The following is a 21,876-nucleotide window of genomic DNA, read 5'->3' on the forward strand; positions in this document are numbered from 1 at the left end:
TGGTGCGACGAAACAAGGGACTGCATATGGCCATCGACGCGCAAGACATCGAGAACCTCCTCCGTGAATCGTTCCCTGACGCAACGATCTCCGTCGAGGGGAATGACGGCCAGCATTTTGCCGCGGAAGTGATCGACGAAAGCTTCCGCGGTATGAACCGTGTCCAGCAGCAGCGGGCCGTCTATGCCGCGCTCAAGGGCAAGATGGATGGCCCCGCCGGCGAGCTGCACGCGCTGGCGTTGACCACCCGGGCGCCCTGAGGCCGCCGCGATGGACCCGGCGCTGATCCTTTTCCTGGGGTTCATCGTCGGCGTTGCCGTCCTCCGCGCCAGCATGAGCCGCCGCAAGAAACACCGGATCAACCCCGACCCGGATCCCGACGAGGCTCCCCAGGAGCCCGAAACCGACACCCCGCAGCGCCGCCCCAGTTATGGCGCCGCCCGATCCAGAACCAGAAATCTCCGGGAGTGACCGTGATGACCGCACAAGACAAGATCGCCGAAACCGTGAAGGCACATGATGTGGTGCTCTACATGAAAGGCACCAAGGAGATGCCCCAATGCGGCTTCTCCTCCCGAGTAGCCGGCGTTCTCAATTTCATGGGCGTCGAGTACCAGGACGTGAACGTGCTGGCCGACGAGGAAATTCGTCAGGGCATCAAGGATTATTCCGACTGGCCGACGATCCCGCAGCTCTACGTGAAGGGTGAATTCGTGGGCGGTTGCGACATCATAACCGAGATGACCCTCTCCGGCGAACTCGACACGCTCTTCGAGCAGAACGGTGTCGCCTACGACAAGGACGCCGCCGACAAGATCCGCGAAGCTAACGCCTGAGTCATGTTTGATCCCAAGCGCTTGCGGTTCGAAGCTACATGCGCCATTGCGGCGTCGCGGCCATCCGCATCAAGCGAAAGCGCTTGCGGAACTCGCTCAACTCCAGCGCCCCGTCGGCCACACGGCCCGGGGCGTTGATGGCCTTGCGCAGCAGCACCGGCGCCATCGCGCCGAGCAGCATCGGCGACGACGCCAAGGCACTCAGCCTCCCGCGCCATTGCGAACCTGAAGTCATGGCCGCAAGCCCTTCTTCCGCAATGGCTTTCACAGCTTCCGGCCGACCGTCCACCAGCGGCAGCCGACCCCGGCTCTCAAGCTCGGGCACGGCTTGCAGATAGCGCGCCAGGGCAGCGCCCCGCCCCCAGGCGCGCAAGCCCTCTTCGGCGTCGGGACCGGCTCCCAAGGCCGCCGCCGCGGCCCAGACCAGCCCACCGCCCGTTGCATCGAGGTAGCCCCAGAACGCCGCCTCATCGGCAAACGGTTCCCGCCCCACGTCCCACTCGCGGGCATCGACGCAGGCCAGCAGAGGCGCCACCGGCACCCCCTCGGCCACCGCGGTGGCCAGGGGCGCGGCCACCTCATGCGCCCGCGCCTTGCCCGTTGCGGCCTCCTCCAGCACGTCGCGCCAGAACTGCAATCGCATCTGCGCAATCATCGGTTCCTGGCTGGCCCAGGGCGCCCGCGCCAATTCCAGTGCAAAGGCCTGAACCGGAAAGAGGATCCTGCGCGCGTCGACCGGCGCCGCCATGATCGCGGCAAAGCTCTCCCGCCCCGCGCGGGCAACCAGATCTGCGCAGGCCTGAAGGCTCATCGACCGCGCCTCACACGCCCGACCGACGCAACTCGGCCCCCGTCTGAACCAGCTTCCAGGTCACCGCGTCGATCAATGCGCCGAAGCTCGCATCGACGATATTGGCGCTGACACCGACGGTGCTCCACCGCCGCCCGGCGTCATCCTCGCTGTCGATGATGACCCGCGTCACCGCCTCGGTGCCGCCATTGGTGATCCGCACCTTGAAGTCCACCAGGCGCATGTCGTCGATCCGGCCCTGGTAGGGGCCGAGATCGTCGATCAAGGCGTGCCAGAGCGCGTTGACCGGCCCCGCATCCTGCATCTCTTCAGGGTGCTCGTTCTTGTAGTAGTTGGTCACCAGCTTTCCGCCCGGCAGCGTCACGGCCACCACCGCCTCGCTCTCCACCACGATCTGCCCGCGCGCGTTGCGGCGGCGCTCCGAGATCACTCGGTAGCGCTCCACGTCGAAGTAGTCGGGCAAGAGCCCAAGCTCCCGCCGCGCCAGCACCTCGAAGCTCGCCTGCGCCGTGTCATAGGAAAAGCCCTGCGATTCCCGCTCCTTGATGGTGTTCAGGATGGCGCTCAGCTGGGCCTTGTCGGCCTCCAGCCCGGCCTCGGCCAGCCGCTTCTTGAGGTTCGAGGTGCCCGCCTGGTTGCTCATCGGGATCACCCGCATGTTGCCCACCAGTTCCGGCGCGATGTGCTCGTAGGTCGCGGGGTTCTTCAGGATCGCGGAAGCATGCAGCCCCGCCTTGTGGGCAAAGGCCGAAGCCCCGACAAAGGGCGCCGCCCGCATGGGCACGCGGTTCAGAATGTCGTCGAGCTTGCGACTGATGAAGGTCATCTGCGCAAGGCTCTCCCGGCTCACGCCGGTCTCATAGGTGCTGGCGTAGGGCTCCTTCAGCAGCAGGATCGGGATCAGCGTGGTGAGGCTCGCGTTGCCGCAGCGTTCCCCCAAGCCGTTCAGCGTGCCCTGGATCTGCCGGACACCGGCATCAACGGCCGCCAGGCTGCCAGCCACCGCGTTGCCGGTATCATTGTGGGTGTGAATGCCGAGGTGATCGCCCGGCACGCCGCTGTCGATCACGTCCTTTACGATTTCGTAAATCTCGCCAGGTAGGGTGCCCCCGTTGGTGTCGCAAAGGACGACCCAGCGCGCACCGGCATCGAGCGCCGCCTTGAGGCAACTCAACGCATAGTCGGGGTTGGCACTGTAGCCATCGAAGAAGTGCTCGGCATCAAACAGCGCCTCTCTGCCCTTTGCCATGATATGCGCCACCGAGGCGCGGATGTTCTCCACGTTCTCCTCGAGCGTGATCTCGAGCGCGTCGGTGACGTGAAAATCATGGGTCTTGCCGACCAGGCAGACCGACGGCGTGTCCGCGTTGAGCACGCCGGCCAGCACCTCGTCGTTCTCGGCGCTGCGCCCGGCCCGCTTGGTCATGCCGAAGGCTGTGAAGGTGGCGCGGAGTTTCGGCCTGGCCTCGAAGAAGGCGCTGTCGGTCGGGTTCGCCCCCGGCCAGCCACCCTCGATATGGTCGACCCCGAGGCCGTCGAGAAGCGCCGCGATCTCCTGCTTCTCGGCGAGCGAAAACTGCACGCCCTGGGTCTGCTGCCCGTCCCGGAGGGTGGTGTCGTAGAGATAGAGGCGTTCGGTCATATCAACGCCTCCAGCTTGGCAGCGTCGAAACCCGGTTTCGCCTCCAGATCAACACCTTGCTTGCTCATCTTCACTTCCACGCCTGCCTCGGTCAAAGCCGATTTGAAAGCATCCACAGCAGAGAAGTCCTTGCTCTGCATCGCCGCCTCCCGCAGTGCCGCGAGCTGCCGGGCGTAGCCCGAAAGATCCACCGTCGAGACCGTCTCCCAGCCGGCCAGCTCGTCTGTCAGCACGCCCATGAGTCGACCCGCGGCCAACAGCCCGGCGGCATCGCCCTCGCCCGCGAGCCGGTGCATCTCTGCAACCACGCCGGGCGTGTTCAGGTCGTCGGCCAAGGCCGCGAGCACAGCGCGCGGCACCTCGCCCGGCGTGACGCCAACCACCATCACACGCCACTTCCGCAGCACCGCCTCCGCCTCGCCCCGCTTCTTCTCGGTCCAGTCCATCGGCTTGCGGTAATGCGTCCCCAGAAACACGAACCGGATCACCTCGCCCGGCACGCCCTGGTCCAGCAAGTCCCTGACGGTAAAGAAATTCCCCAGGCTCTTCGACATCTTCTTGCCCTCGACCTGGAGCATCTCGTTGTGCATCCAGATCCGCGCAAACTGCCCGTCCGGGTGCGCGCAGCAGCTCTGCGCGATCTCGTTCTCGTGGTGCGGAAACATCAGGTCGTTGCCCCCGCCATGAATGTCGAAGCTCTCGCCGAGGATCCCGTGCGCCATGGCCGAGCACTCGATGTGCCACCCCGGGCGGCCCTTGCCCCAGGGCGAGGCCCACCCCGGCTCGCCCGCCTTGGCAGGCTTCCACAGCACAAAGTCCATCGGGTCTTCCTTGTAGGGTGCCACTTCGACCCGCGCGCCTGCGATCATGTCGTCCACCGAGCGGCCCGAGAGCGCACCATAGGCCTCGTAGCTTCGCACCCGGAACAGCACGTGCCCCTCGGCCTCGTAAGCATGCCCGCCCGATATCAGCCCCTCGATCATCTCCACCATCGCGGCGATCCACTCGGTGGCGCGGGGCATGTCCGTGGGCTCCAGCGCGCCCACCGCGGCCATGTCCTCGAGATACCATTGGGTTGTTTCGGACGTGATCTGACCGATTTCCCGGCCCGACTCCTCTGCCCGCGCGATGATCTTGTCATCGACATCGGTGAAATTGCGCACGTAGCGCACGTTCACCGGCCCGTAGACATGCCGCAGCAGCCGAAACAGCACGTCGAAGACGATGACGGGCCGGGCATTGCCGATATGCGCCCGGTCGTAGACCGTCGGGCCACAGACATACATGCCCACCCGCCCCGGCGTGACCGGGACCAGAAGCTCTTTCTTCCGGGTCTTCGTGTTGTGCAGATGAATGTCCATGAGGGCTCCTCGGGGCTACCCGCGGGCTTTAGCAACTTCGTCTGGATGATAAAAGAGACCGGGCCCGCGTGACTGATGTCAGCAGGGAATGCAGCAGATGTTGATGATCTCGGCGCGGGTCATGAGCTGTCAGTAGCACCGCCCGCGCAGCCTGCCAAGCCTCTTGTCCCGCGCCGCAAGCCGGGTCAGCCTTGGTGTCAAAGGGAGGCACCCATGGACAAGTTCGAAACCTACCGCGCGCTGCATGTGCCGGGCGACCCCTTCATTCTCGCCAATGTATGGGACGTAGGCTCGGCCCGGATGCTCGCCGGGCTGGGCGCCAGAGCACTGGCCACCTCTTCCGCCGCACTGGCCTTCGTGCAGGGCAGCCGCGACATGGGCGCGATCAGCCGCGACGACGCGCTGGCCCATGCAGAGCAGATCGTTGCCGCCACCGACCTTCCGGTGCAGGGCGATTTCGAGAACGGATTCGGCGACGATCCCGACACGGTGGCCGAAACCGTGCGCCTTGCCGCCGAGGTCGGACTGGCCGGGATCTGCGTGGAAGACATCTCCTACCCTTCGAACCAGCCCTACCCTGCCGAACTGGCAACGGAGCGGATGCGGGCCGGGGCGGCGGCGGCCCGTGCTCTTCGGCGTGACTTCGTCTTCGTCGCGCGGGCCGACGGCGTCTTGAACGGAGTCTACGGCATGGAGGAGGCCCTCGCCCGTGTCGCCAGCTTCGATGCCGCGGGAGCCGATGCCCTCTATGTGCCCCTGCCACCCACGCTTCAAGATCTCGCCCGCATTTGCGCCGCTACCACCAAGCCCGTGAACGCACTGGCCGCCGGCGCCTTCACCGCCGCCACGCTCTCCGATTTCGCGAAAGCGGGCGTGGCGCGCGTGTCGCTGGGCGCTGCACTGGCACGGGTGACCCACCGGGCGATCCTCGATGCGGCGCAGGCCATGCTGAACGCCGGGGATTTCACCCCGCTCGCCCATTCGGTCTCGGGCGCGCAGATCCAGGCGCTGATCGACAAGGGCGTGCCAAGAGGCTGACACGGGAGCACAGAGGATCATGGACAGAGCCAGCGTGAACACGATCTGCGCAGCCCTTCCGGGGGCGACTGTTTCGGACCCCTGGGGCGGAGGGCATGACGCCTGGAAGGTGGGCGGCAAGATGTTTGCCTGCATCGGGGCCATGGGCCAGGGCGTGAGCGTGAAGACCGACAGCATCGAAACCGCGCAGTTGGTGATCGAGGCCGGACGCGCCGAGAAGGCGCCCTACTTTCACCGCAGCTGGGTTCTGCTGCCCTGGGGCATCGTTTCCGATGCTGAGGTGGAAGAACGGCTACGAACGAGCTACGCCCTCATTCGCGCCGGATTGACGAAGAAGGCTCAGGCCGCCCTCGCCCCCTTCACCGCCTGAAAAACCTTGCCCGACTCGGCCCCTCGTGGCCAAATCCCGGCTATGACGTTTTTGATCCGCGCATTTCGCCCCGCCCAATTTCTTCTGGCCGTCCTCGCGCTCACCTTTCTGCCCGCGAGCGCGCGCGCCCAAAGCTATCCGGACCTGCCGTCGAGCTACCTGCTTGACGATGCGGGCGTGCTGTCGGACGCGCAGGAGGCGGATCTCGCCGAGGCCTTGCGCGAGATGAAGGCCGATACCGGGGTCGAGATGGCGGTGGTGACCGTGATGTCGACGGCCGACTATGGCGGTTTCGACTCGCTCGAGAGCTTTGTCACCGGGTTGTTCAACAGCTGGAGCCTTGGCGACGAGGCCAGGGGCGACGGCATCCTGGTGTTTCTCGCGCGCGCCGATCGCGAGGTCAGGATCGAACTGGGGACCGGCTTGCAGGGCAGCTACGACAATGAGGCCGCGCGCATCATCGACGAGGTCATGCTGCCCGCTTTCCGCGAGGATCGTTACGGCGATGGCGTGGTGGAGGGCAGCAAAGCCGCCATCACCCGCATCGCCACCCCCTATGCAACGCCCGCCGCAGCCTCGGGTGGAGATGCCGCGGCAACGGGGGATGAAGAGAAGGGCGGCGGCGGCCTGACCCTCGGCATCATCGGCGCCGTCATCGCCGGGGTGATCGGCCTCGTTGTCTTCGGGGCCAAGCGCGCAAAGGCCAACCGGGTCTGCGCATCCTGCGGGGCCAAGGGGCAGGTCGAGATCAGCAGCCGGACGATCCAGCAGCCCACCGAAACCTCAACCGGGATCGGCGAGAAAACCACCACCTGCGGCGCCTGCGGCCATAGCTCGACGGAGAAATACACCATCGCCCGAAAGAGCAAGCCGTCCTCCACCACCAAGACGGGCGGAGGCAAATCCGAGGGCGGTGGCGCATCAGGCAAGTGGTAGGCGCGCCGGCCGCGCCCCTCACAAACACGTCACGGGCTGTTACAACCGGTTGTCACAGCACGGAAAACCGCGCCATAACCCCCTGACACCAAGGGGATGGGTCAAACATGCTCGACGGCGTCGCGCGCAAACTGATCGACCCGCCACTGAACCGGGCTGGCACGATGCTCGCGTCGCGCGGTTGGCAGGCAGATCATGTCACCCTGGCGGGACTGGGCCTCGGGCTGGCAGCCGCCGCGCTGATCTGGGCGGGGTTGCCCGGCATCGCCCTGATCCCCCTCCTCGCTTCGCGGATCGCCGATGGGCTTGATGGCGCCGTCGCCCGAGCCACGGCCAAGACCGACTTCGGCGGCTATCTCGATATCTGCGCCGATTTCGCCTTTTACGCGGCCATTCCTCTGGCTTTCGTCCTCTCGAATCCCGCAGGCAACGGTGCTGCCGGAGCCTTCCTTCTGGCCTGCTTTTACATCAACGGTTCCACCTTCCTCGGCTACGCGATCCTCGCCGAACGCGCGAAGATGCAAACCTCATCGCGCGGCGCAAAGACGCTCTATTTCACCGGCGGATTGCTCGAGGGTACCGAAACCATCGTTTTCTTCTGCGCGATCTGCGCCCTGCCCCACCTCTTCAATCCGCTTGCCTGGGCCTTCGGCGCCCTCTGCCTTGTCACCGCCACCAGCCGCGTGCTTCTGGCGCACCACACATTCCGCGCAAAGGACACGTGATGAAATACACGCTCGCACTCGCTCTCACCCTCGCCACACCCGTTTTGGCCGGGCCGGACCCCGAACGCCTGTCCGACGGACTCGCTGCGGATGAATGGCAATCGGTGGTCGAGGCGGCGCAGGGGCAGACGGTCTACTGGCACGCCTGGGGCGGGTCGACCACGACCAATGCCTTCATTGATTGGGTCGGAGACCGGGTGCAGGAGGAGTACGACGTCACCCTCCAGCACGTGAAGCTCTCCGACACCGCCGATGCCGTCTCCCGCGTGCTCTCCGAGCAGCAGGCCGGGCAGGATGAGGGCGGCGCGGTCGACCTCATCTGGATCAACGGGCCGAACTTTGCCGCCATGAAGGGCCAGGGCCTGCTCTTTGGTCCCTTCGCCGAGAGCCTGCCCAACTGGAAATATGTCGACGTTGAAAACAAGGACGTGCAGACCGATTTCACCCTGCCGGTCGAAGGCTACGAGGCGCCCTGGGCCATGGCGCAGGTGGTGTTCATCTACGATAAGGCGCGCCTTCCCGAACCGCCACAATCCATGCCCGCACTTCTTGAATGGGCGCAGGCCAACCCCGGCCGTTTCACCTTTCCGCAGCCACCAGACTTTCTCGGCTCGACCTTCCTGAAACAGGCGCTGATCGACCTGAACGGCGATGATCCTGCGCTTTCAGGCCCGGTCGAGACCGCCGACTACGAGGCCAGCACGGCGGCGCTCTGGTCCTTCATCGACGCCCTCACTCCCAACCTCTGGCGGCAGGGCCGGGCCTACCCGCAGACTGGCCCGCGCCAACTGCAACTCATCGCGGACGGCGAAGTGGAACTCGCCATCTCCTTCTCGCCGGGCGAGGCCTCCGCCGCGATCGCCAACAACGAGCTGCCTCCCACGGCGCGGACCTATGTGCTCGAGGGCGGCACCATCGGCAACGCGAGCTTCGTCGCGATCCCCTACAATTCCTCGGCAAAGTCGGGCGCCATGGTGGTCGCCGACTTCCTGATGTCGCCCGAGGCACAGGCACGCGCGCAGGACCCCGAGGTGTTGGGCTACGGCACCGTCCTGTCGATGGAAAAGCTCGGTGACGCAGACCGCGCCGCCTTCGACGCGCTCGACCTCGGTGTGGCCACCCTGTCGCCTGCCGAACTCGGCACCGCCCTGCCCGAGCCGCACCCATCCTGGATGACCCGCCTCACCGAGGACTGGATCGCCAGGCATGGCGTCAAGGAGTGAGCGCTGGTCGCTCTCCTGCCCTTTCGGCCGGCTACACGGCGGGGGTGCGCCTGCCTGGTGGCGCCGGAGATAACCGACGAGCGATTTCGCCAACCGCATGAGAGTTCCTCGCCTCACCCTGCCCGCGCTCACGGTGGCGCTGCTGACCCTGCCGGTGGGGTTGGGGTTGTTCTACACACTGGCGCCTGCGCTCGGCCTCATCGGTCCGCCCGGTCCTGCGCCCTTCATGCGCCTCGGGGACTGGCCCGGCATCGGCCCGGCCACCCGGCTCTCGCTCACGACCGGCTTCGCCGCGACCGTGCTCTCGCTCGCCATCACCGCGCTCATCGCGGCCGGCTGGCAAGGCACCCGCGCCTTCGCCTTGCTGCAACGGCTGCTTTCCCCCCTGCTCTCTGTACCTCACGCGGCCGCGGCCTTCGGGCTCGCCTTCCTGATCGCCCCCTCCGGCTGGCTCGCCCGGGCGTTCTCGCCCTGGCTCACTGGCTGGAACACTCCGCCGGATCTGCTCATCGTGCAAGACGGCGCAGGGCTGGCGCTGATTGCCGGCCTCACCGCGAAGGAGGTGCCATTCCTCCTGCTGATGCTGATTGCCGCCCGCAGCCAGACCCGCTCGGAGGCCCATGCCCGCGTGGCCACCACCCTCGGCTACCCTCGGGCCACGGGCTGGCTGCTGGTGGCCTTTCCCTCGCTCTACGCCCAGATCCGACTGCCGGTTTACGTGGTGCTGGCCTACTCCATGTCGGTGGTCGACGTGGCCATGATCCTTGGCCCCAACACGCCTCCCACGCTCGCGGTTCAGATCACCCGCTGGATGGCGGACCCCGACCTCTCCCTCAGGGCCGTCGCCGCAGCGGGGGCACTGTGGCAACTGGCGCTGGTTCTGGGGGGCCTCACCGCCTGGCGCGCCGCCGAGGCCCTGGCGGCCCGTGCGGGCGTCGCCCTCGCGATGTCCGGCCACCGCCTGCCGCGGCTTGCCGCTGCCCTGCGCGCCGTGGGCCTTGCCGCCGGCCTCGCCGTGGCGGCCTCTGTGCTCGCGGGCCTTTCCTCGCAAGCTGTCTGGTCCGTTGCGGGCTACTGGAGCTTCCCCGAGTCCTTCCCCGACGCCCTCGACCTCAGGACATGGGCGCGCCATGGCCCCATGCTCTGGCCCATCGCCCTGACGACCCTGCTCGTTGCCGCCACAGCCGCCTTCGCGGCGCTGGCCCTCGTTGTCGGCTGCCTTGAAACGGAGGCCCGCCACGGGCTGCGCATCGGACGCACCGGACGGCTCATCCTTTACCTGCCCTTGCTGATCCCTCAAATCGCCTTCCTGCCCGGCCTTCAGGCCCTCATGCTCTCGCTTGGCCTGCGCGAGGGGCTGTGGCCGGTGATGCTGTCGCACCTCACCTTCGTGCTGCCCTACACGCTCATCGCGCTCTCCGGGCCCTACCACGCGATCGACCGGCGCTTGTTCACTGCCGCCGCCGCGCTCGGTGCCTCGCCCGCCCGCCGGTTCTTGCGCCTGCGCCTGCCGCTGCTGCTGGCCCCGCTGCTCACGGCCCTTGCCGTGGGCTTTGCCGTCTCCGTGGGGCAATACCTGCCCACCCTCCTGCTCGGCGGCGGGCGCGTCACCACGCTCACGACCGAGGCCGTCGCCCTCACCTCGGGTGGGGACAGACGCGCCATCGGGGCCTACGCGCTGGCACAAACCGGCGCGGCGCTCTTGCCTTTCGCCCTGGCCCTCGCCATCCCGCGGCTGATGTTCGCCAATCGAAAAGGAATGCGCGGTGGCTGACGGCCTGATCCTCGATCGCCTCGAAGTCATGTTGGGCGGGGCCTGCCTGCTGGGTCTGACGGCCCGGATTGCGCCGGGCGAAGTGCTCACCCTGATGGGCCCTTCGGGCGTGGGCAAGTCCGCCCTGCTCTCGGCCCTCACCGGCACCCTCGATGCCCCGCTCACGGCGGCAGGCTCGGCCAGGCTCGCCGGAACGGAGATCACCCGCCTGCCATCGGAGCGCCGCCGCTTGGGTATCCTCTTTCAGGAGAGCCTGCTCTTTCCCCACTTGTCGGTTGCCGGAAATCTGGCCTTCGCCCTTCCGCCCGGTTCACGCGCCCAGCGGAACGCCGCCATCGAGGCGGCCCTGTCCGACGTCGGCCTGCCGGGCTTCGGACACCGTGATCCGGCCACGCTCTCGGGCGGCGAACAGGCCCGCGTGGCGCTCATGCGCACGCTGCTCGCCGAACCGCGTGCCCTGTTGCTCGATGAGCCCTTCTCGCGGCTCGACGCGGCCCGGCGCGAAGAGGTGCGCCAGCTGGTCTTCGACCGGGCGCAGGCGCGCGGCCTGCCGGTGCTCATGGTCACTCACGATGCAGAGGATGCGCGGGCTGCCGGTGGGCCCGTGGTGGAGGCGGTGCCGGGGCAGATCGTGGGCCACTGAAGATTGCGCGGAGTGCTGCTCCGCACACCGCAGATGGAGCACCCCGGTTTCGCGCCTATCAGCGTCAGCCCGCCGCCTTCTCTTCCAGCGTGAGCCACTCCTCCTCCGCCGCCGCCAGCTTCTGCTGACGTTCGGTGAGGGCCTCGGTCGCCTTCTTGAACTTTGCCGGCTCGCGGCTGTAGAGCTCAGGGTCGCTCATGAGCTCGGTCAACTTGCCGATCTCCGCCTCCAGCCGCTCGATCTCGGCCGGCAAAGCCTCGAGCCGGTGCTTCTCGGTAAAGCTGAGCCCGTTTGCCTTGCGCTTCTGGAGCGCAGGCTCCACGGCGGGCCTGACCTCGCCCTTCTTGTCCGGCGCGGACCGGCTCTGCCAAAGCCCGCCGCCCTGCGCCACCAGATCCGACCAGCCGCCCGCATAGATCGAGGCGCGCCCCTCTCCCTCCAGCACCACGCTGCGCGTGGCCACCCTGTCGATGAAGTCACGGTCGTGACTGACCAGCAGCACCGTGCCGGGATAGTCGGAGAGCACTTCCTGGAGCAGGTCGAGCGTTTCGATATCGAGATCGTTGGTAGGCTCGTCGAGCACCATCAGGTTGCTCTCGCGGGCCATGAGCCGGGCCAGCAACAGCCGCGCCTTCTCTCCCCCCGAGAGCGACCGAACCGGCGCCCGCGCCTGTGCCTCTTCGAAGAGAAAATCCTTGAGGTACCCCACCACGTGGCGCGGCTGGCCCCGCACCATCACCTGGTCGGCCTGCCCGCTCACGCGCATGTCCGGGTCGCCGGCAAGGCTCTCCCAAAGGCTCATCTCGGGATCGAGCGCCGAACGGGTCTGATCGAAGACCGCCATCTCGACCCCGTGCCCCTGCTTGATCCGCCCCTCGTCGGGAGCCGTGCGCCCGATCAGCATGTTGACCAGCGTGGTCTTGCCCGCGCCGTTGGGGCCGACGAAGGCCACGCGCTCACCGCGCGTGAGCTTGAGATCGAACGGGCGCAGGATGAGCTTGTCGCCGTAGCGTTTTGAAATGCCTTCAGCTTCCAGCACGACCTTGCCCGACTTCGTGCCTTCTTCCAACTCCAGAGCCGCCACACCCTTGCGGCGGATCTGTCCCGCCCGCTCGGCGCGGAGCTCCTGCAGCGCCCGCACCCGGCCCATGTTGCGCTTGCGCCGGGCCGAGATGCCCTCCACCGCCCACCTGGCCTCGGCCTTGATCTTGCGGTCGAGCTTGTGGCGCGCGGTGTCTTCCTCTTCCCAGGCCTTGTCGCGCCAGGCCTCGAACCCGGCAAAGCCCTGCTCCTGCCGGCGCACCTCGCCCCGGTCGATCCAGAGCGTGGCGCGGGTGAGCGCGGTGAGAAAGGCCCGGTCGTGGGAGATCAGGACAAAGCCGGCACGGGTCTCGCTCAGCTCCTTCTCGAGCCAGCCGATCGCCTCGATATCGAGGTGGTTGGTCGGCTCGTCGAGCAGCATGAGCTCCGGTGCCTCGGCCAGGAGCTTCGCCAGGGCCGCGCGCCGCCGCTCCCCGCCACTGGCGGAAGCCACCGCCGTGTCGAGGCCGAACTTGAGGCCTTCCGCCACCGACTCCACCCGCCAGGTTTCGCTCGGCTCAAGCCCCGAGGCCGCAAACTCGCCCAGCGTGGCAAAGCCCTCCATGGACGGCTCCTGCTCCATGTAGCCGACGCGCACGCCGGGGGCAGCCACCACATCACCCGCGTCGGGTTCGACCAGCCCGGCCATGACCTTCATCAGCGTGGATTTGCCCGACCCATTGCGCCCCACCAGCGCAACGCGGTCGCCGGGCTGCACGGTCAGCCCCACCCCTTCGAACACGGGATTGCCGCCGAAGGTAAGAGAAATGTCAGAGAGTTGCAGAAGCGGGGCGCGGGCCATGATGCGCTCCGCCTATCCCGCCAGCGGGTGACGGTCAAGCTACGACGGGTCGACCCCGCTGGCTCTCAGAACCGGCCGAATATCCGGCCGATGCGCAGCGCCGACCGCAGCTTCCGGCCATTCGCATTTGCGCCCTTGCCGCCGCCCCCATTGGCATTGCGCCGCCGGGTGCGCATCAGCATGCGCAGCGCCATGTTGATGAGACGTGCCGCGTTCACGCGATCAGCCGTCCTTGCTCTTGCGGGTCGCCTTGTCGGTCGCCGACCGGATGCCGCGGCTGACCGCAGTGTTGACCGTGTGCTCCGCCTTGTAGCGGAACTGCCTGGCAATCGAGCGCCAGATGGCCGTGAAGAAATCACCCATGTCCTAGTCCTCCTTGAAAAGTTCGTCCTGATCCTCGTCCTGGTCCGCCTCGTCCTCGTCTCCCAGCCCGAGGCTGCCCGGCGGCGGGCGGCTGTCGAGCAGGCCCGCGGCGCGAAGCTCCTTGAGCCCCGGAAGGTCGCGGGCGCTTTCCAGGCCGAAATGGTCCAGAAAGGTCTGTGTCACCACGTAGGTCACGGGCCGCCCGGGCGTCATGCGGCGACGCCCGAACCGGATCCACTCCATCTCTATCAGCTGATCCACCGTGCCCCGGCTCACGCTGACGCCGCGGATCTCCTCGATCTCGGCACGGGTCACGGGCTGGTGGTAGGCCACGATGGCCAGCGTTTCGATGGCCGCTCGGCTCAACTTGCGAACCTCGACCGTTTCCTTCTGCATCAGAAATCCGAGATCGGCGGCCGTGCGCATGGCCCAGGCATCGCCCACGCGGCGCAACTCCACGCCCCGGCCATCGTAGCGCTTCTGAAGGTTCTCCAGCGCCACCTGCGCCTCGGCGCCGTGCGGCATGCGGGCGTTCAGCTCCGCCACGGTCACCGGCTCGGCCGACGCGAAGAGGATGGCCTCGACCATCCGCTCCTGCTCGCCCATCGGCGGGGCTTCAAAGAGGCTCTCCTCGACCTCCGTTTCGAGCTCAGCCACGGGGAGCCTCCCGCAGCTTGATCTGGATCGGGGCAAACGTGTCTTCCTGGCGGATGGTGAGGTGACCGTGCTTCACCAACTCCAGCGAGGCGGCAAAGGTGGCCGCGGTCGCCGAACGGCGGCGCATCGGGTCGTTCTCCCAGCCTTCGGGGAGGTAGGTCATCAGGTTGGTCCACTCGCCCGCATACCCGATGAGGCCGCGCAGCCGGTCAAGCGCCTGCTCCATGGTGTAGAGGTTCTCGCGGTCCATCACGAAGGGGCGGAATTCGTCCTTGGTGCGGATGCGGGCATAGGCCTGCATCAGGTCGAGCAATGTTGCGGTGTAGGTCACCCGCCGCACCCGCTCAACGCTCTCCGGCACGCCGCGCGGAAAGAAATCGCGGCCCAACTGGTCGCGGGCCATCAACCGGGCCGAAACCTCGCGCATCGCCGAAAGCCGCTCGAGCTGGAAGGCAAGATGCGCCGCCAGTTCCTCGCCGGAGGGCCCCTCCTCCGATGGATCGGGCGGCAGGAGCAGCTTCGATTTCAGGAAGGCCAGCCAGGCCGCCATGACCAGATAATCGGCAGCCAGCTCGATCCGGAGTTGCTTGGCACGCTCCACGAAGCCCAGGTATTGCTCGGCCAGTTGCAGGATAGAGATTTTCCGCAGATCGACCTTCTGGGTCCGGCCAAGGGTCAGCAACAGATCGAGCGGGCCCTCGAAGCCGTCGACGTCGATGATCAGCGCCTCGGCGGCCAGCCGATCGGAAACGTCCGCAAAACCTGCCGCGCCGTCTTCAGCCATCCACCGCCTGCCCTTTCAACAGGGCCTCATACTCGGCCCGCGTTGCGTTGCGATCAATGGTATCAGGCGCGCGACGGGCTTCCAAGGCGGCATCGGCCCGGGCGAGGCTTGTTTCATTCATGTCTTCGGCAATCTCGGCCAGCGCAGCGAGCTCGCTGAAGGCCCCCTTGCAGTAGAGCACCGCGTCACAGCCGGCCGCCAGCGCCGCCTCGGCCCGCTGCGGCAAAGAGCCGTCGAGCGCCTCCATGCTCAGATCGTCGGTCATGAGCAGCCCGCCGAAACCGATCTCGTCGCGGATCATCGCAATCATCCCCGGGTCCACGGTTGCCGCGCGGTCTGAGAGCGCCTCGTAGACGATATGGGCGCTCATGCCGAGCGGCAGGTCGTTGAGAGCCTCGAAAGCGGCGAAATCGGTCAGCCGCAACTCCTCGGCCGATGCGGACACACGAGGCAACTCGAGGTGGCTGTCCATCGTGGCGCGGCCATGGCCGGGAATGTGCTTGAGGACCGGCAGCACCCCGCCCGCGAGCAGGCCATCGGCCACGGCGCGGGCCGATTTTACCACCGTTTCAAGGGTTTCTCCGTAGCAACGATTGCGGAGCACCGGGTGCGTGCCAGGATGGGCGATGTCGCCCAAGGGAGCGCAGTTGCCGTCGATCCCCACCGCGCGCAGGTCGTCGGCGATCAGGCTATACCGCAGACGCATCGCCCGCGCCGCATGGTCCGGCCCGACCCGCGCCCCCTCGTCGAGCGGCGGCAGCCAGCTGCCCCAATGGGGCGGCCCCATCCTGTCTACCCGACCACCCTCCTGGTCGATGAAGATGGGCGCCTCCCAGTCAACCGCCTCCCGCAACCCGGCCGTCAGGCGCCGCAGCTGCTCGGGATGCTCGATGTTGCGCTTGAACAGGATGAACCCGAAGGGCTGCACGTCGCCGAAGAGCGCGGCTTCGTCAGGCGTCACCTCCAGCCCGTCGCAGCCAAAGATGAAAGGTGAGAGCCGCGCAGGCCTCGTCACCGCGCCACGACCGGAATGCACTCCGCCCTCTCGGCCACCAATGCGGCGCAGAACCGGCGGGCATCGCTGAGGTCCGCAAAGCCCTGCGCGCGGAGCCTGTAGAAGGTCTGGCCACCGCTCTCGGCCTCCATGATGAGCCGGGTCTTTTCGACCATAAGGCTGTCAAACTGGCCCGCCAGCCGTGCCCAGAGCTCTGCCGCCTCGTCGGGGCTCTCGAAAGCTCCCAGCTGCACCAGCCGCGTGCCTGCCGGCACCTGATCGGCCCGCGCCACAACGGCATCCTGCGGGACCACCGGAGCGCTTGGCGCGTCGGCCTCGATCTCCGAAGCCGCCGTCCGCTTCAGCCCGGCGGGGCGACCCAGCGGGCGAAGCGACACCTTGACGCCCGGAAGCTGTGCGAGCTTTGCCTTGGCCGGATCGGCCACCTCGACCTCCTCCCCGCCCGAAAGCGGCTTTGCGCCTTCGGTAAGCTCGCCCGCGAGCGCCAGCGCCACGGCGACCGGATCGTTGGGGTCCACATCGTCCGGCAGGTTCACTGCAACCGCAAGTTCCGGCTCGGCAAGGGCCCCGTCAGCGGCCTCGCTCGTCGGGGTGACTTCCGTCTCTGCCTCGACCTCGCGCTGAACCATCGCCGCCAGCGGCAGATCCTCTTCCGTCAGCAAGGCCGGTCCGGGAGCCAGGGTAATTTCTTCAGGCAACTCGCCGGCCTCGCCCTCGGCGGCCACGTCATTGACCGTGAGGCCGGTGTGGTCGGCCACCTCGCCGCCCGGATTCTCTGGCGCAATCCGCATCGGACCCTCGAGCGCCGCAACCACGGGCACGCCCGTCACGTCGCGCACGGTGATGCGGTAGCCCCAGATGGCCAGCCCGGCGATCAGCGCGAGGCTCATCACGGCCCCTGCCCCACTGACCAGCCGAGCACTTGCACTTCTCGGCGCATCTTCATGAAAATCATGAGAATAGTCGGGGTCGTCACCCGCATACATCTCTGCCTGCGGTGCCCCATCAGGGTACCACGCGACCTTGTTCATCGGTCGATGATCCATGCTCGCCTCGCTCTCTCGGCCCGCCCTCTTTGCCGGGGCTGGGCACGCTTGCCTGCCTCCCCGATCCGAGGAGGCAGGCCGCAAGGCCTAGCGCATCTCTTCCGCCGGGGTTACCCCCAAGATACCAAGACCGGCCGAAATGACAACGGAAACGGCCTTGGCCAAGGCGATTTTCGGCAAACTCGCGCTCTCTTCGCCCTCGCGGTAGAACCGCAGTTCGGGCAAGTCGTTGCCCCGGTTCCACAGGGCGTGGAAGGCCTGCGCCAGATCGTAGAGGTAAAATGCGATCCGATGCGGCTCGTGGCCCTTGGCGGCGATCTCCACCAGCCGGGGCCACTCCGCCAGTTTGCGGGCGACCGCGAGCTCGGCCTCGTGCAGCCCGTCGAGGTCCTGGTCCAGCAGGGTCACGTTGTCCAGCTTCCAGCCCGCAGCTTCGGCCTTGCGCATCACTGAACGCACGCGCGCATGGGCATACTGGACATAGAACACCGGGTTGTCCTTGCTCTGCTCGAGCGCCTTGGCAAAATCGAAGTCGAGCGGCGCGTCGTTCTTGCGGGTGAGCATGACGAAACGGGTCACATCGGCCCCCACCTCCTCCACCACGTCGCGGAGGGTCACGAAGGTGCCCGCCCGCTTGGACATCTTGAACTCCTGCCCGTCCTTGAAGAGCTTGACGAGCTGGATCAGCTTCACGTCAAGCGGCACGGTCTGGCCGGAGAGGGCGGCAACTGCAGCCTTCATCCGCTTCACGTAGCCCCCGTGGTCCGCGCCGAACACGTCGATCAGCTCGTCGAAGCCGCGCGTCACCTTGTCGTAGTGATAGGCGATGTCGGGCGCGAAATAGGCCCAGGCGCCATCAGCCTTCATCACGGGCCGATCCTCGTCGTCGCCGTAATCGGTGGACCTGAAGAGCGTCTGCTCGCGGGCCTCCCAGTCTTCGGGGAGCTTGCCCTTGGGCGGTGCGAGCGTGCCCTCGTAGATCAGCCCCTTGCCCCGCAGATCGTCGATCGCCGCCTCGATCTTGCCGGTGCCGTAGAGGCTCTTCTCGCTGAAGAACACATCCATCTGCACGCCCAGCGCGGCGAGGTCCTGGCGGATCAGCTCCATCATCGCGTCGGTGGCGAAGTTGCGCACCTCCTCGAGCCAGAACTGCTCTCCCTTGTCGATGAACCGGTCCCCGACCCTGGCCTTCAAGGCCTCGCCCACCGGCACGAGATAATCGCCCGGATAGGTGCCATCCTCGAAGGCAACGTCATGGCCGTGCGCCTCGAGGTAACGCAGGTAGACCGACCGGGCGAGCACGTCGACCTGGGCGCCGCCATCGTTGATGTAATACTCGCGCGTCACCTCGTAACCCGCATAGGCCAGCAGGCTTGCCAGCGCGTCGCCAAACACCGCGCCCCGGGTGTGCCCCACATGCATCGGCCCGGTAGGGTTGGCGGACACGAACTCGACGTTCACCCGCCGTCCCTCGCCCATGCTCGACCGGCCATAGGAGACCCGATCCGCCAGAACCGCCTTCACGATCCCGCCCCAGACATCGGAAGCCAGAGCGAGGTTGATGAAGCCGGGGCCGGCCACCTCCGCCCGTTCGATCCGGCCATCACGCACCAGACGCTCCGCCAGCGCGGTGGCGATCTCGCGCGGGTTGGCGGCGGCGGGCTTGGCCAGCACCATCGCGGCGTTGGTCGCCATGTCGCCATGGGCGGCGTCGCGCGGCGGCTCCACCGTCACGTTGGCGAGGTCCAGCCCCTCGGGCAGCGCGCCTTCGGCCATCATGGCGCCCAGCTCGGCCACCACCAGCGCCCGGATATCGGCAAAGAGGTTCATCATTTCGGTCCTTCTCGTGCCCCGCGTCTCTATCACCGCGCATCCGCGCGTCAAGCACCGCTTGCCGCGGCCGTGCCGCTTGGTAGAAGACGGGGATGAAGGCTGACCTCGGCCAGTATGACCCGCAACAGGGCCTCGCGATGGTGGTTTCTGCGCTCCGCCTCACGGCGCCCGAAGCCTTCTCCGCCGCTCGCACCTACCTCAACCGCTGAACCCAAGGCCCCCCATGGACGACCTCTCCCCCAGCCACCGCGCCCTGCGCCTGAGCATCGCCCTTGCCCTGGCCTCGGCAGGCCTGAGCCTGCTGCTCTTCACCATCCCCCGCGAGATGATCATGCCCCGGCCGCCGCTCTACCAGTTCGAGGGGCTGGCCTTCCGGTTCGTGCAGGGGGCGGGCCTCGCCATCTCTTTGCTGTCCATGCTGATCGCCGCCGTGCTGCCGCAAGCCGTGCCTCTGCCCGGCTCGGGGCGCTGCGCGCGCATCGGGGCGCACCTGGCCACGGCCCTCCTGGCGCTGATCGCGGTGGCCAACATCTGGTTCGCCACCCGCAGTGGGCTGGAGCTGGCCGCCCGCGATGTCTACGTCGCACAGGTTGCCGTGCTGTCGCTTGGCGCGCTCATCGGCATCGCCGGTCCGCTGGCGCTGATCGCCGCTCTGGCGCTGCGCCTGCCCCGGCGTGGGCCGCGCATTGCCGCGCTGGCCGCTCTCGCCCTGCTGGTGCTGGCCGACGTCGCGCTTTCGGCGGGCCTCTCGCCCCTGCCCACCGGCGGGCTGCTCCTGGCGCTCCTGTTGCTGCTCGCCACCGCCCTGCACCGCCACGCCCTGATGCCCGGGGCCACCCGCCCCTGGCTCGTCGCGCTGGCCGCACTCTGGGCCCTGCCCTGGGCGGTGGCCCGGCTGCCGCTGGCCGGGGCCGCGCTGATGATCAGCGACACCTCCCAGCGTTTTCCCTCCCTCGCCGAGGCCCTCCTTGCGCCCGAACCCGCCGACCACCTGATCGGCGCCCTGCCGCTGCTGCTCTGCCTCGGCGCGCTGGCCAGCCTGCTCTTCGCCCAGCCGCACCGCCGGATCAACCGCGCCCTCGCTACGCTGCTCTGCCTCGCCGCCCTGCTGCCCGCGCTGGTCCAGGCGCTCGGCTACGCGCCCTTCAGCCCCTCCGCAGCACTCGACATGCTGCGCTCGGGCGCCCTCGGCCCCGGCGCCGCGCTGGCCACCTTCCTCGGCTGGGTCGCGCTCACGGCGGCCGTGCCCATCGCCGCCCTCGCCGCCGCCTGGCTCTGGCTAAAGGCCGCCCGCGACCCGCTCTGAGTCCCCGCCCAGAAGCCGCTCGTGCACCTGCAAGGCAAAGCGGTCGGTCATGCCGGCAATGTAGTCCGCCACGATCCGCGCCATGGCTGTCTCGTTCTGCGCCTCGGCCACATCCTTCTGCCATTCGTCGGGAAGCAAATCGGGGCGCGACATGAAGAGCGGAAACAGCTCTTCCACCACCCTGGTCACCCGTGTCCGCATCTCCACCACCGCCGGCGCCCGGTACATGCGGTGAAACAGGAACTCGCGCACCTCCGCGATGCGCTCCTTGAGGTCGGGCGAGAAGTCCACCACCGCGTGGCCCAGCTCGCGCACCTCCTGCGCGCTCTCCGGTGCGGCGGCATTGAGCCGTGCCCGGCTGACCGCGATCACGTCTTCGACCATCACCCCGAACACCCGCCGCAGGGCCTCGTAGCGCCGCCGCTTGAACTCGAGCCCGGGGTAGAGCTGATCGACCTGACGATAACTGTCGGCGGTGAGCTTCAGCTCCTCCAGGTCGGCATCGGTGAACAGGCCGGCGCGCAGCCCGTCCATCAGGTCGTGGTTGTTGTAGGCGATGTCATCGGAGAGCGCGGCCACCTGCGCCTCGGCGCTGGCGTGGGTGTGCAACTCGAGATCCTGCAGCCTGGCGTATTCGGCGAGGCCATAGGGCAGCTCGCCGGTCACAGGCCCGTTGTGCTTGGCAATCCCTTCGAGGCTCTCCCAGGTGAGGTTGATCCCGTCGAACTCGGCGTAGTGCCGCTCCAGCGAGGTGACGATGCGGATGGCCTGGGCATTGTGATCGAACCCGCCATAGGGGGCCATCAGTTCCGCCAGCGCATCCTCTCCGGTATGGCCGAAGGGCGTGTGGCCAAGATCATGGGCCAGCGCCACCGCCTCGGTCAGTTCGATGTTCAGCCCCAGCGTGCCCGCGATCGTCCGCCCCACCTGCGCCACCTCCAGAGTATGGGTCAACCGGGTGCGAAAGTGATCGCCCTCGTGCTCGACGAAGACCTGGGTCTTGTGCTTGAGCCGCCGGAACGCGCTGGCATGGATGATCCGGTCCCGATCACGCTGAAATGGGGACCGAAAATGGCTTTCTTCTTCCGGATAGAGCCTGCCGCGGCTCTGTTCCGGATCACATGCATAGGCTGCCCGCATTCCTGCCCTTTCCCCGAACTTCTGGCGCTGCCCTGCCTTGCCGCGCCCTGTGTCGCCCCATATATTTGAAACCTGAACGGAAAGCGATGCACCCGATGACCCTGACCCTGCCTCCCAAAGTCACCCCACGTGCCTATGCGCGCCTGGCCGAGATCGGCGCGGCGCCGAAAGCCCTGCGCGTTGCCGTCGAAGGCGGCGGCTGCTCGGGCTTTCAGTATGAGATCACGCTGGACGACCCTGCGGCAGATGACCTGGTGCTCGAGGCCGACGGACAGAAGGTTGTGGTCGACGAGGTGTCGCTGCCCTTCCTGGAGGGGGCAACCATCGACTTTTCCGACGAGTTGATCGGAGCCCGCTTCGTCATCGAGAACCCGAACGCCACCTCATCTTGCGGCTGCGGCACGTCGTTCTCGATGTAGGTCCCGGCATCGTCCGGAAACGTCAGAACCTTGCCTGCCACCGCCTGACACCACCGGGCCGAACGGCCGCGA

The 21,876-nt window shown here is 67.4% G+C and carries 24 protein-coding genes; 12 read left to right on the forward strand and 12 right to left on the reverse strand.

Annotated features, from left to right (window positions below):
* Positions 1 to 26 precede the first annotated feature (26 nt).
* The 3 genes from BUR94_RS08860 to grxD are packed head-to-tail and all read left to right on the forward strand — an operon-like array spanning position 27 to position 836.
* The gene (locus BUR94_RS08860; protein ID WP_074255901.1) at positions 27 to 260 is read left to right on the forward strand and encodes a BolA/IbaG family iron-sulfur metabolism protein; all 234 of its coding nucleotides are present in this window, start codon (positions 27 to 29) and stop codon (positions 258 to 260) included.
* Between the two features lie 10 nt (positions 261 to 270).
* A complete protein-coding gene (locus tag BUR94_RS08865) occupies positions 271 to 471 on the forward strand; it encodes a hypothetical protein (RefSeq protein ID WP_074255902.1) in 201 nt (66 codons plus the stop codon).
* A gap of 5 nt (positions 472 to 476) precedes the next feature.
* A complete protein-coding gene (gene grxD, locus BUR94_RS08870) occupies positions 477 to 836 on the forward strand; it encodes a Grx4 family monothiol glutaredoxin (protein WP_074257648.1) in 360 nt (119 codons plus the stop codon).
* Positions 837 to 870: 34 nt separating this feature from the next.
* Here the strand turns inward: grxD and BUR94_RS08875 are convergent, their stop codons facing one another.
* Genes BUR94_RS08875 through cysS form a run of 3 tightly spaced genes read right to left on the reverse strand, consistent with a single transcriptional unit; the run spans position 871 to position 4,650 of the window.
* Entirely contained in the window at positions 871 to 1,647 is a 777-nt protein-coding gene (locus BUR94_RS08875; RefSeq protein ID WP_074255903.1) for a squalene/phytoene synthase family protein, read from the reverse strand.
* Between the two features lie 10 nt (positions 1,648 to 1,657).
* A complete protein-coding gene (gene cimA, locus BUR94_RS08880) occupies positions 1,658 to 3,289 on the reverse strand; it encodes a citramalate synthase (RefSeq protein ID WP_074255904.1) in 1,632 nt (543 codons plus the stop codon).
* Positions 3,286 to 4,650 (reverse strand): cysteine--tRNA ligase, encoded by a 1,365-nt coding sequence (gene cysS / locus BUR94_RS08885; protein ID WP_074255905.1) that lies wholly within the window; start codon positions 4,648 to 4,650, stop codon positions 3,286 to 3,288. The genes cimA and cysS overlap by 4 nt, the downstream gene beginning before the upstream one ends.
* Before the next feature lie 213 nt (positions 4,651 to 4,863).
* Between cysS and BUR94_RS08890 the strand changes: the two genes are divergently transcribed.
* The 7 genes from BUR94_RS08890 (at position 4,864) to BUR94_RS08920 (ending at position 11,359) form a co-directional block, all read left to right on the forward strand.
* Positions 4,864 to 5,688 (forward strand): isocitrate lyase/PEP mutase family protein, encoded by an 825-nt coding sequence (locus BUR94_RS08890; RefSeq protein WP_074255906.1) that lies wholly within the window; start codon positions 4,864 to 4,866, stop codon positions 5,686 to 5,688.
* Between the two features lie 19 nt (positions 5,689 to 5,707).
* Positions 5,708 to 6,058 (forward strand): MmcQ/YjbR family DNA-binding protein, encoded by a 351-nt coding sequence (locus BUR94_RS08895; protein ID WP_074255907.1) that lies wholly within the window; start codon positions 5,708 to 5,710, stop codon positions 6,056 to 6,058.
* A 42-nt stretch (positions 6,059 to 6,100) separates the two neighbouring features.
* Positions 6,101 to 6,994, forward strand: coding sequence for a TPM domain-containing protein (locus BUR94_RS08900; protein WP_074255908.1), 894 nt, complete (start codon positions 6,101 to 6,103; stop codon positions 6,992 to 6,994).
* 107 nt (positions 6,995 to 7,101) lie between these two features.
* Positions 7,102 to 7,719 carry a CDP-alcohol phosphatidyltransferase family protein gene (locus BUR94_RS08905; protein WP_074255909.1) on the forward strand — a complete coding sequence of 206 codons (618 nt, stop codon included), beginning with the start codon at positions 7,102 to 7,104 and terminating at the stop codon, positions 7,717 to 7,719.
* Positions 7,719 to 8,942, forward strand: a complete 1,224-nt coding sequence (locus BUR94_RS08910) for an ABC transporter substrate-binding protein (protein ID WP_074255910.1) — start codon at positions 7,719 to 7,721, stop codon at positions 8,940 to 8,942. The genes BUR94_RS08905 and BUR94_RS08910 overlap by 1 nt, the downstream gene beginning before the upstream one ends.
* 97 nt (positions 8,943 to 9,039) lie before the next feature.
* Complete coding sequence (locus BUR94_RS08915; RefSeq protein ID WP_074255911.1) at positions 9,040 to 10,716, forward strand: ABC transporter permease; 1,677 nt, start codon at positions 9,040 to 9,042, stop codon at positions 10,714 to 10,716.
* On the forward strand, positions 10,709 to 11,359 hold the full coding sequence (locus BUR94_RS08920; RefSeq protein WP_074255912.1) for an ATP-binding cassette domain-containing protein: 651 nt from the start codon (positions 10,709 to 10,711) through the stop codon (positions 11,357 to 11,359). The genes BUR94_RS08915 and BUR94_RS08920 overlap by 8 nt, the downstream gene beginning before the upstream one ends.
* A 64-nt stretch (positions 11,360 to 11,423) precedes the next feature.
* Here the strand turns inward: BUR94_RS08920 and BUR94_RS08925 are convergent, their stop codons facing one another.
* The 8 genes from BUR94_RS08925 to argS form a co-directional block, all read right to left on the reverse strand.
* Positions 11,424 to 13,241 (reverse strand): ABC-F family ATP-binding cassette domain-containing protein, encoded by a 1,818-nt coding sequence (locus tag BUR94_RS08925; RefSeq protein ID WP_074255913.1) that lies wholly within the window; start codon positions 13,239 to 13,241, stop codon positions 11,424 to 11,426.
* A 65-nt stretch (positions 13,242 to 13,306) separates the two neighbouring features.
* Positions 13,307 to 13,459 carry a hypothetical protein gene (locus tag BUR94_RS20665; protein WP_175570442.1) on the reverse strand — a complete coding sequence of 51 codons (153 nt, stop codon included), beginning with the start codon at positions 13,457 to 13,459 and terminating at the stop codon, positions 13,307 to 13,309.
* A 4-nt stretch (positions 13,460 to 13,463) separates the two neighbouring features.
* Positions 13,464 to 13,604: a hypothetical protein gene (locus tag BUR94_RS20670; RefSeq protein ID WP_175570443.1), complete on the reverse strand. Its 141-nt coding sequence runs from the start codon at positions 13,602 to 13,604 to the stop codon at positions 13,464 to 13,466.
* A 3-nt stretch (positions 13,605 to 13,607) separates the two neighbouring features.
* The gene (scpB, locus tag BUR94_RS08930; protein WP_074257649.1) at positions 13,608 to 14,210 is read right to left on the reverse strand and encodes an SMC-Scp complex subunit ScpB; all 603 of its coding nucleotides are present in this window, start codon (positions 14,208 to 14,210) and stop codon (positions 13,608 to 13,610) included.
* Positions 14,211 to 14,253: 43 nt separating this feature from the next.
* Positions 14,254 to 15,045 (reverse strand): segregation and condensation protein A, encoded by a 792-nt coding sequence (locus BUR94_RS08935; RefSeq protein WP_074255914.1) that lies wholly within the window; start codon positions 15,043 to 15,045, stop codon positions 14,254 to 14,256.
* The gene (locus BUR94_RS08940; protein WP_245794407.1) at positions 15,038 to 16,060 is read right to left on the reverse strand and encodes a glycoside hydrolase family 3 N-terminal domain-containing protein; all 1,023 of its coding nucleotides are present in this window, start codon (positions 16,058 to 16,060) and stop codon (positions 15,038 to 15,040) included. The genes BUR94_RS08935 and BUR94_RS08940 overlap by 8 nt, the downstream gene beginning before the upstream one ends.
* Positions 16,057 to 16,950 carry an SPOR domain-containing protein gene (locus BUR94_RS08945; RefSeq protein ID WP_245794408.1) on the reverse strand — a complete coding sequence of 298 codons (894 nt, stop codon included), beginning with the start codon at positions 16,948 to 16,950 and terminating at the stop codon, positions 16,057 to 16,059. Before BUR94_RS08945 ends, BUR94_RS08940 begins: the two co-directional genes overlap by 4 nt.
* Positions 16,951 to 17,193: 243 nt before the next feature.
* On the reverse strand, positions 17,194 to 18,936 hold the full coding sequence (gene argS, locus BUR94_RS08950; protein WP_074257651.1) for an arginine--tRNA ligase: 1,743 nt from the start codon (positions 18,934 to 18,936) through the stop codon (positions 17,194 to 17,196).
* Between the two features lie 226 nt (positions 18,937 to 19,162).
* Between argS and BUR94_RS08955 the strand changes: the two genes are divergently transcribed.
* Positions 19,163 to 20,245 carry a hypothetical protein gene (locus tag BUR94_RS08955; RefSeq protein ID WP_074255916.1) on the forward strand — a complete coding sequence of 361 codons (1,083 nt, stop codon included), beginning with the start codon at positions 19,163 to 19,165 and terminating at the stop codon, positions 20,243 to 20,245.
* Here the strand turns inward: BUR94_RS08955 and BUR94_RS08960 are convergent.
* Positions 20,219 to 21,448, reverse strand: coding sequence for a deoxyguanosinetriphosphate triphosphohydrolase (locus BUR94_RS08960; RefSeq protein WP_281249224.1), 1,230 nt, complete (start codon positions 21,446 to 21,448; stop codon positions 20,219 to 20,221). The two genes, BUR94_RS08955 and BUR94_RS08960, sit on opposite strands and share 27 nt — an antisense overlap.
* Before the next feature lie 38 nt (positions 21,449 to 21,486).
* On the opposite strand from BUR94_RS08960, the gene BUR94_RS08965 reads away from it, so the two are divergent.
* The gene (locus tag BUR94_RS08965) at positions 21,487 to 21,804 is read left to right on the forward strand and encodes a HesB/IscA family protein (protein WP_074257652.1); all 318 of its coding nucleotides are present in this window, start codon (positions 21,487 to 21,489) and stop codon (positions 21,802 to 21,804) included.
* Positions 21,805 to 21,876 lie beyond the last annotated feature (72 nt).

The sequence above is a fragment of the Vannielia litorea genome, assembly GCF_900142295.1.
In the GTDB taxonomy this organism is placed as follows: Bacteria; Pseudomonadota; Alphaproteobacteria; order Rhodobacterales; family Rhodobacteraceae; genus Vannielia; species Vannielia litorea.

Excerpts from the sequence above, each read along its gene's own strand:
- cimA (WP_074255904.1), bottom strand. The coding sequence starts at position 3,289 with ATGACCGAACGCCTCTATCTCTACGACACCACCCTCCGGGACGGGCAG.
- BUR94_RS08890 (WP_074255906.1), top strand. The coding sequence starts at position 4,864 with ATGGACAAGTTCGAAACCTACCGCGCGCTGCATGTGCCGGGCGACCCC.
- BUR94_RS08955 (WP_074255916.1), top strand. The coding sequence starts at position 19,163 with ATGGACGACCTCTCCCCCAGCCACCGCGCCCTGCGCCTGAGCATCGCC.
- cysS (WP_074255905.1), bottom strand. The coding sequence starts at position 4,650 with ATGGACATTCATCTGCACAACACGAAGACCCGGAAGAAAGAGCTTCTG.
- BUR94_RS20670 (WP_175570443.1), bottom strand. The coding sequence starts at position 13,604 with ATGGGTGATTTCTTCACGGCCATCTGGCGCTCGATTGCCAGGCAGTTC.
- BUR94_RS08905 (WP_074255909.1), top strand. The coding sequence starts at position 7,102 with ATGCTCGACGGCGTCGCGCGCAAACTGATCGACCCGCCACTGAACCGG.
- BUR94_RS08910 (WP_074255910.1), top strand. The coding sequence starts at position 7,719 with ATGAAATACACGCTCGCACTCGCTCTCACCCTCGCCACACCCGTTTTG.
- BUR94_RS08895 (WP_074255907.1), top strand. The coding sequence starts at position 5,708 with ATGGACAGAGCCAGCGTGAACACGATCTGCGCAGCCCTTCCGGGGGCG.
- BUR94_RS08860 (WP_074255901.1), top strand. The coding sequence starts at position 27 with ATGGCCATCGACGCGCAAGACATCGAGAACCTCCTCCGTGAATCGTTC.
- BUR94_RS08935 (WP_074255914.1), bottom strand. The coding sequence starts at position 15,045 with ATGGCTGAAGACGGCGCGGCAGGTTTTGCGGACGTTTCCGATCGGCTG.
- BUR94_RS08945 (WP_245794408.1), bottom strand. The coding sequence starts at position 16,950 with ATGAGCCTCGCGCTGATCGCCGGGCTGGCCATCTGGGGCTACCGCATC.
- BUR94_RS08875 (WP_074255903.1), bottom strand. The coding sequence starts at position 1,647 with ATGAGCCTTCAGGCCTGCGCAGATCTGGTTGCCCGCGCGGGGCGGGAG.
- BUR94_RS08915 (WP_074255911.1), top strand. The coding sequence starts at position 9,040 with ATGAGAGTTCCTCGCCTCACCCTGCCCGCGCTCACGGTGGCGCTGCTG.
- BUR94_RS08900 (WP_074255908.1), top strand. The coding sequence starts at position 6,101 with ATGACGTTTTTGATCCGCGCATTTCGCCCCGCCCAATTTCTTCTGGCC.
- argS (WP_074257651.1), bottom strand. The coding sequence starts at position 18,936 with ATGAACCTCTTTGCCGATATCCGGGCGCTGGTGGTGGCCGAGCTGGGC.
- BUR94_RS08925 (WP_074255913.1), bottom strand. The coding sequence starts at position 13,241 with ATGGCCCGCGCCCCGCTTCTGCAACTCTCTGACATTTCTCTTACCTTC.
- BUR94_RS08865 (WP_074255902.1), top strand. The coding sequence starts at position 271 with ATGGACCCGGCGCTGATCCTTTTCCTGGGGTTCATCGTCGGCGTTGCC.
- scpB (WP_074257649.1), bottom strand. The coding sequence starts at position 14,210 with ATGGGCGAGCAGGAGCGGATGGTCGAGGCCATCCTCTTCGCGTCGGCC.
- grxD (WP_074257648.1), top strand. The coding sequence starts at position 477 with ATGACCGCACAAGACAAGATCGCCGAAACCGTGAAGGCACATGATGTG.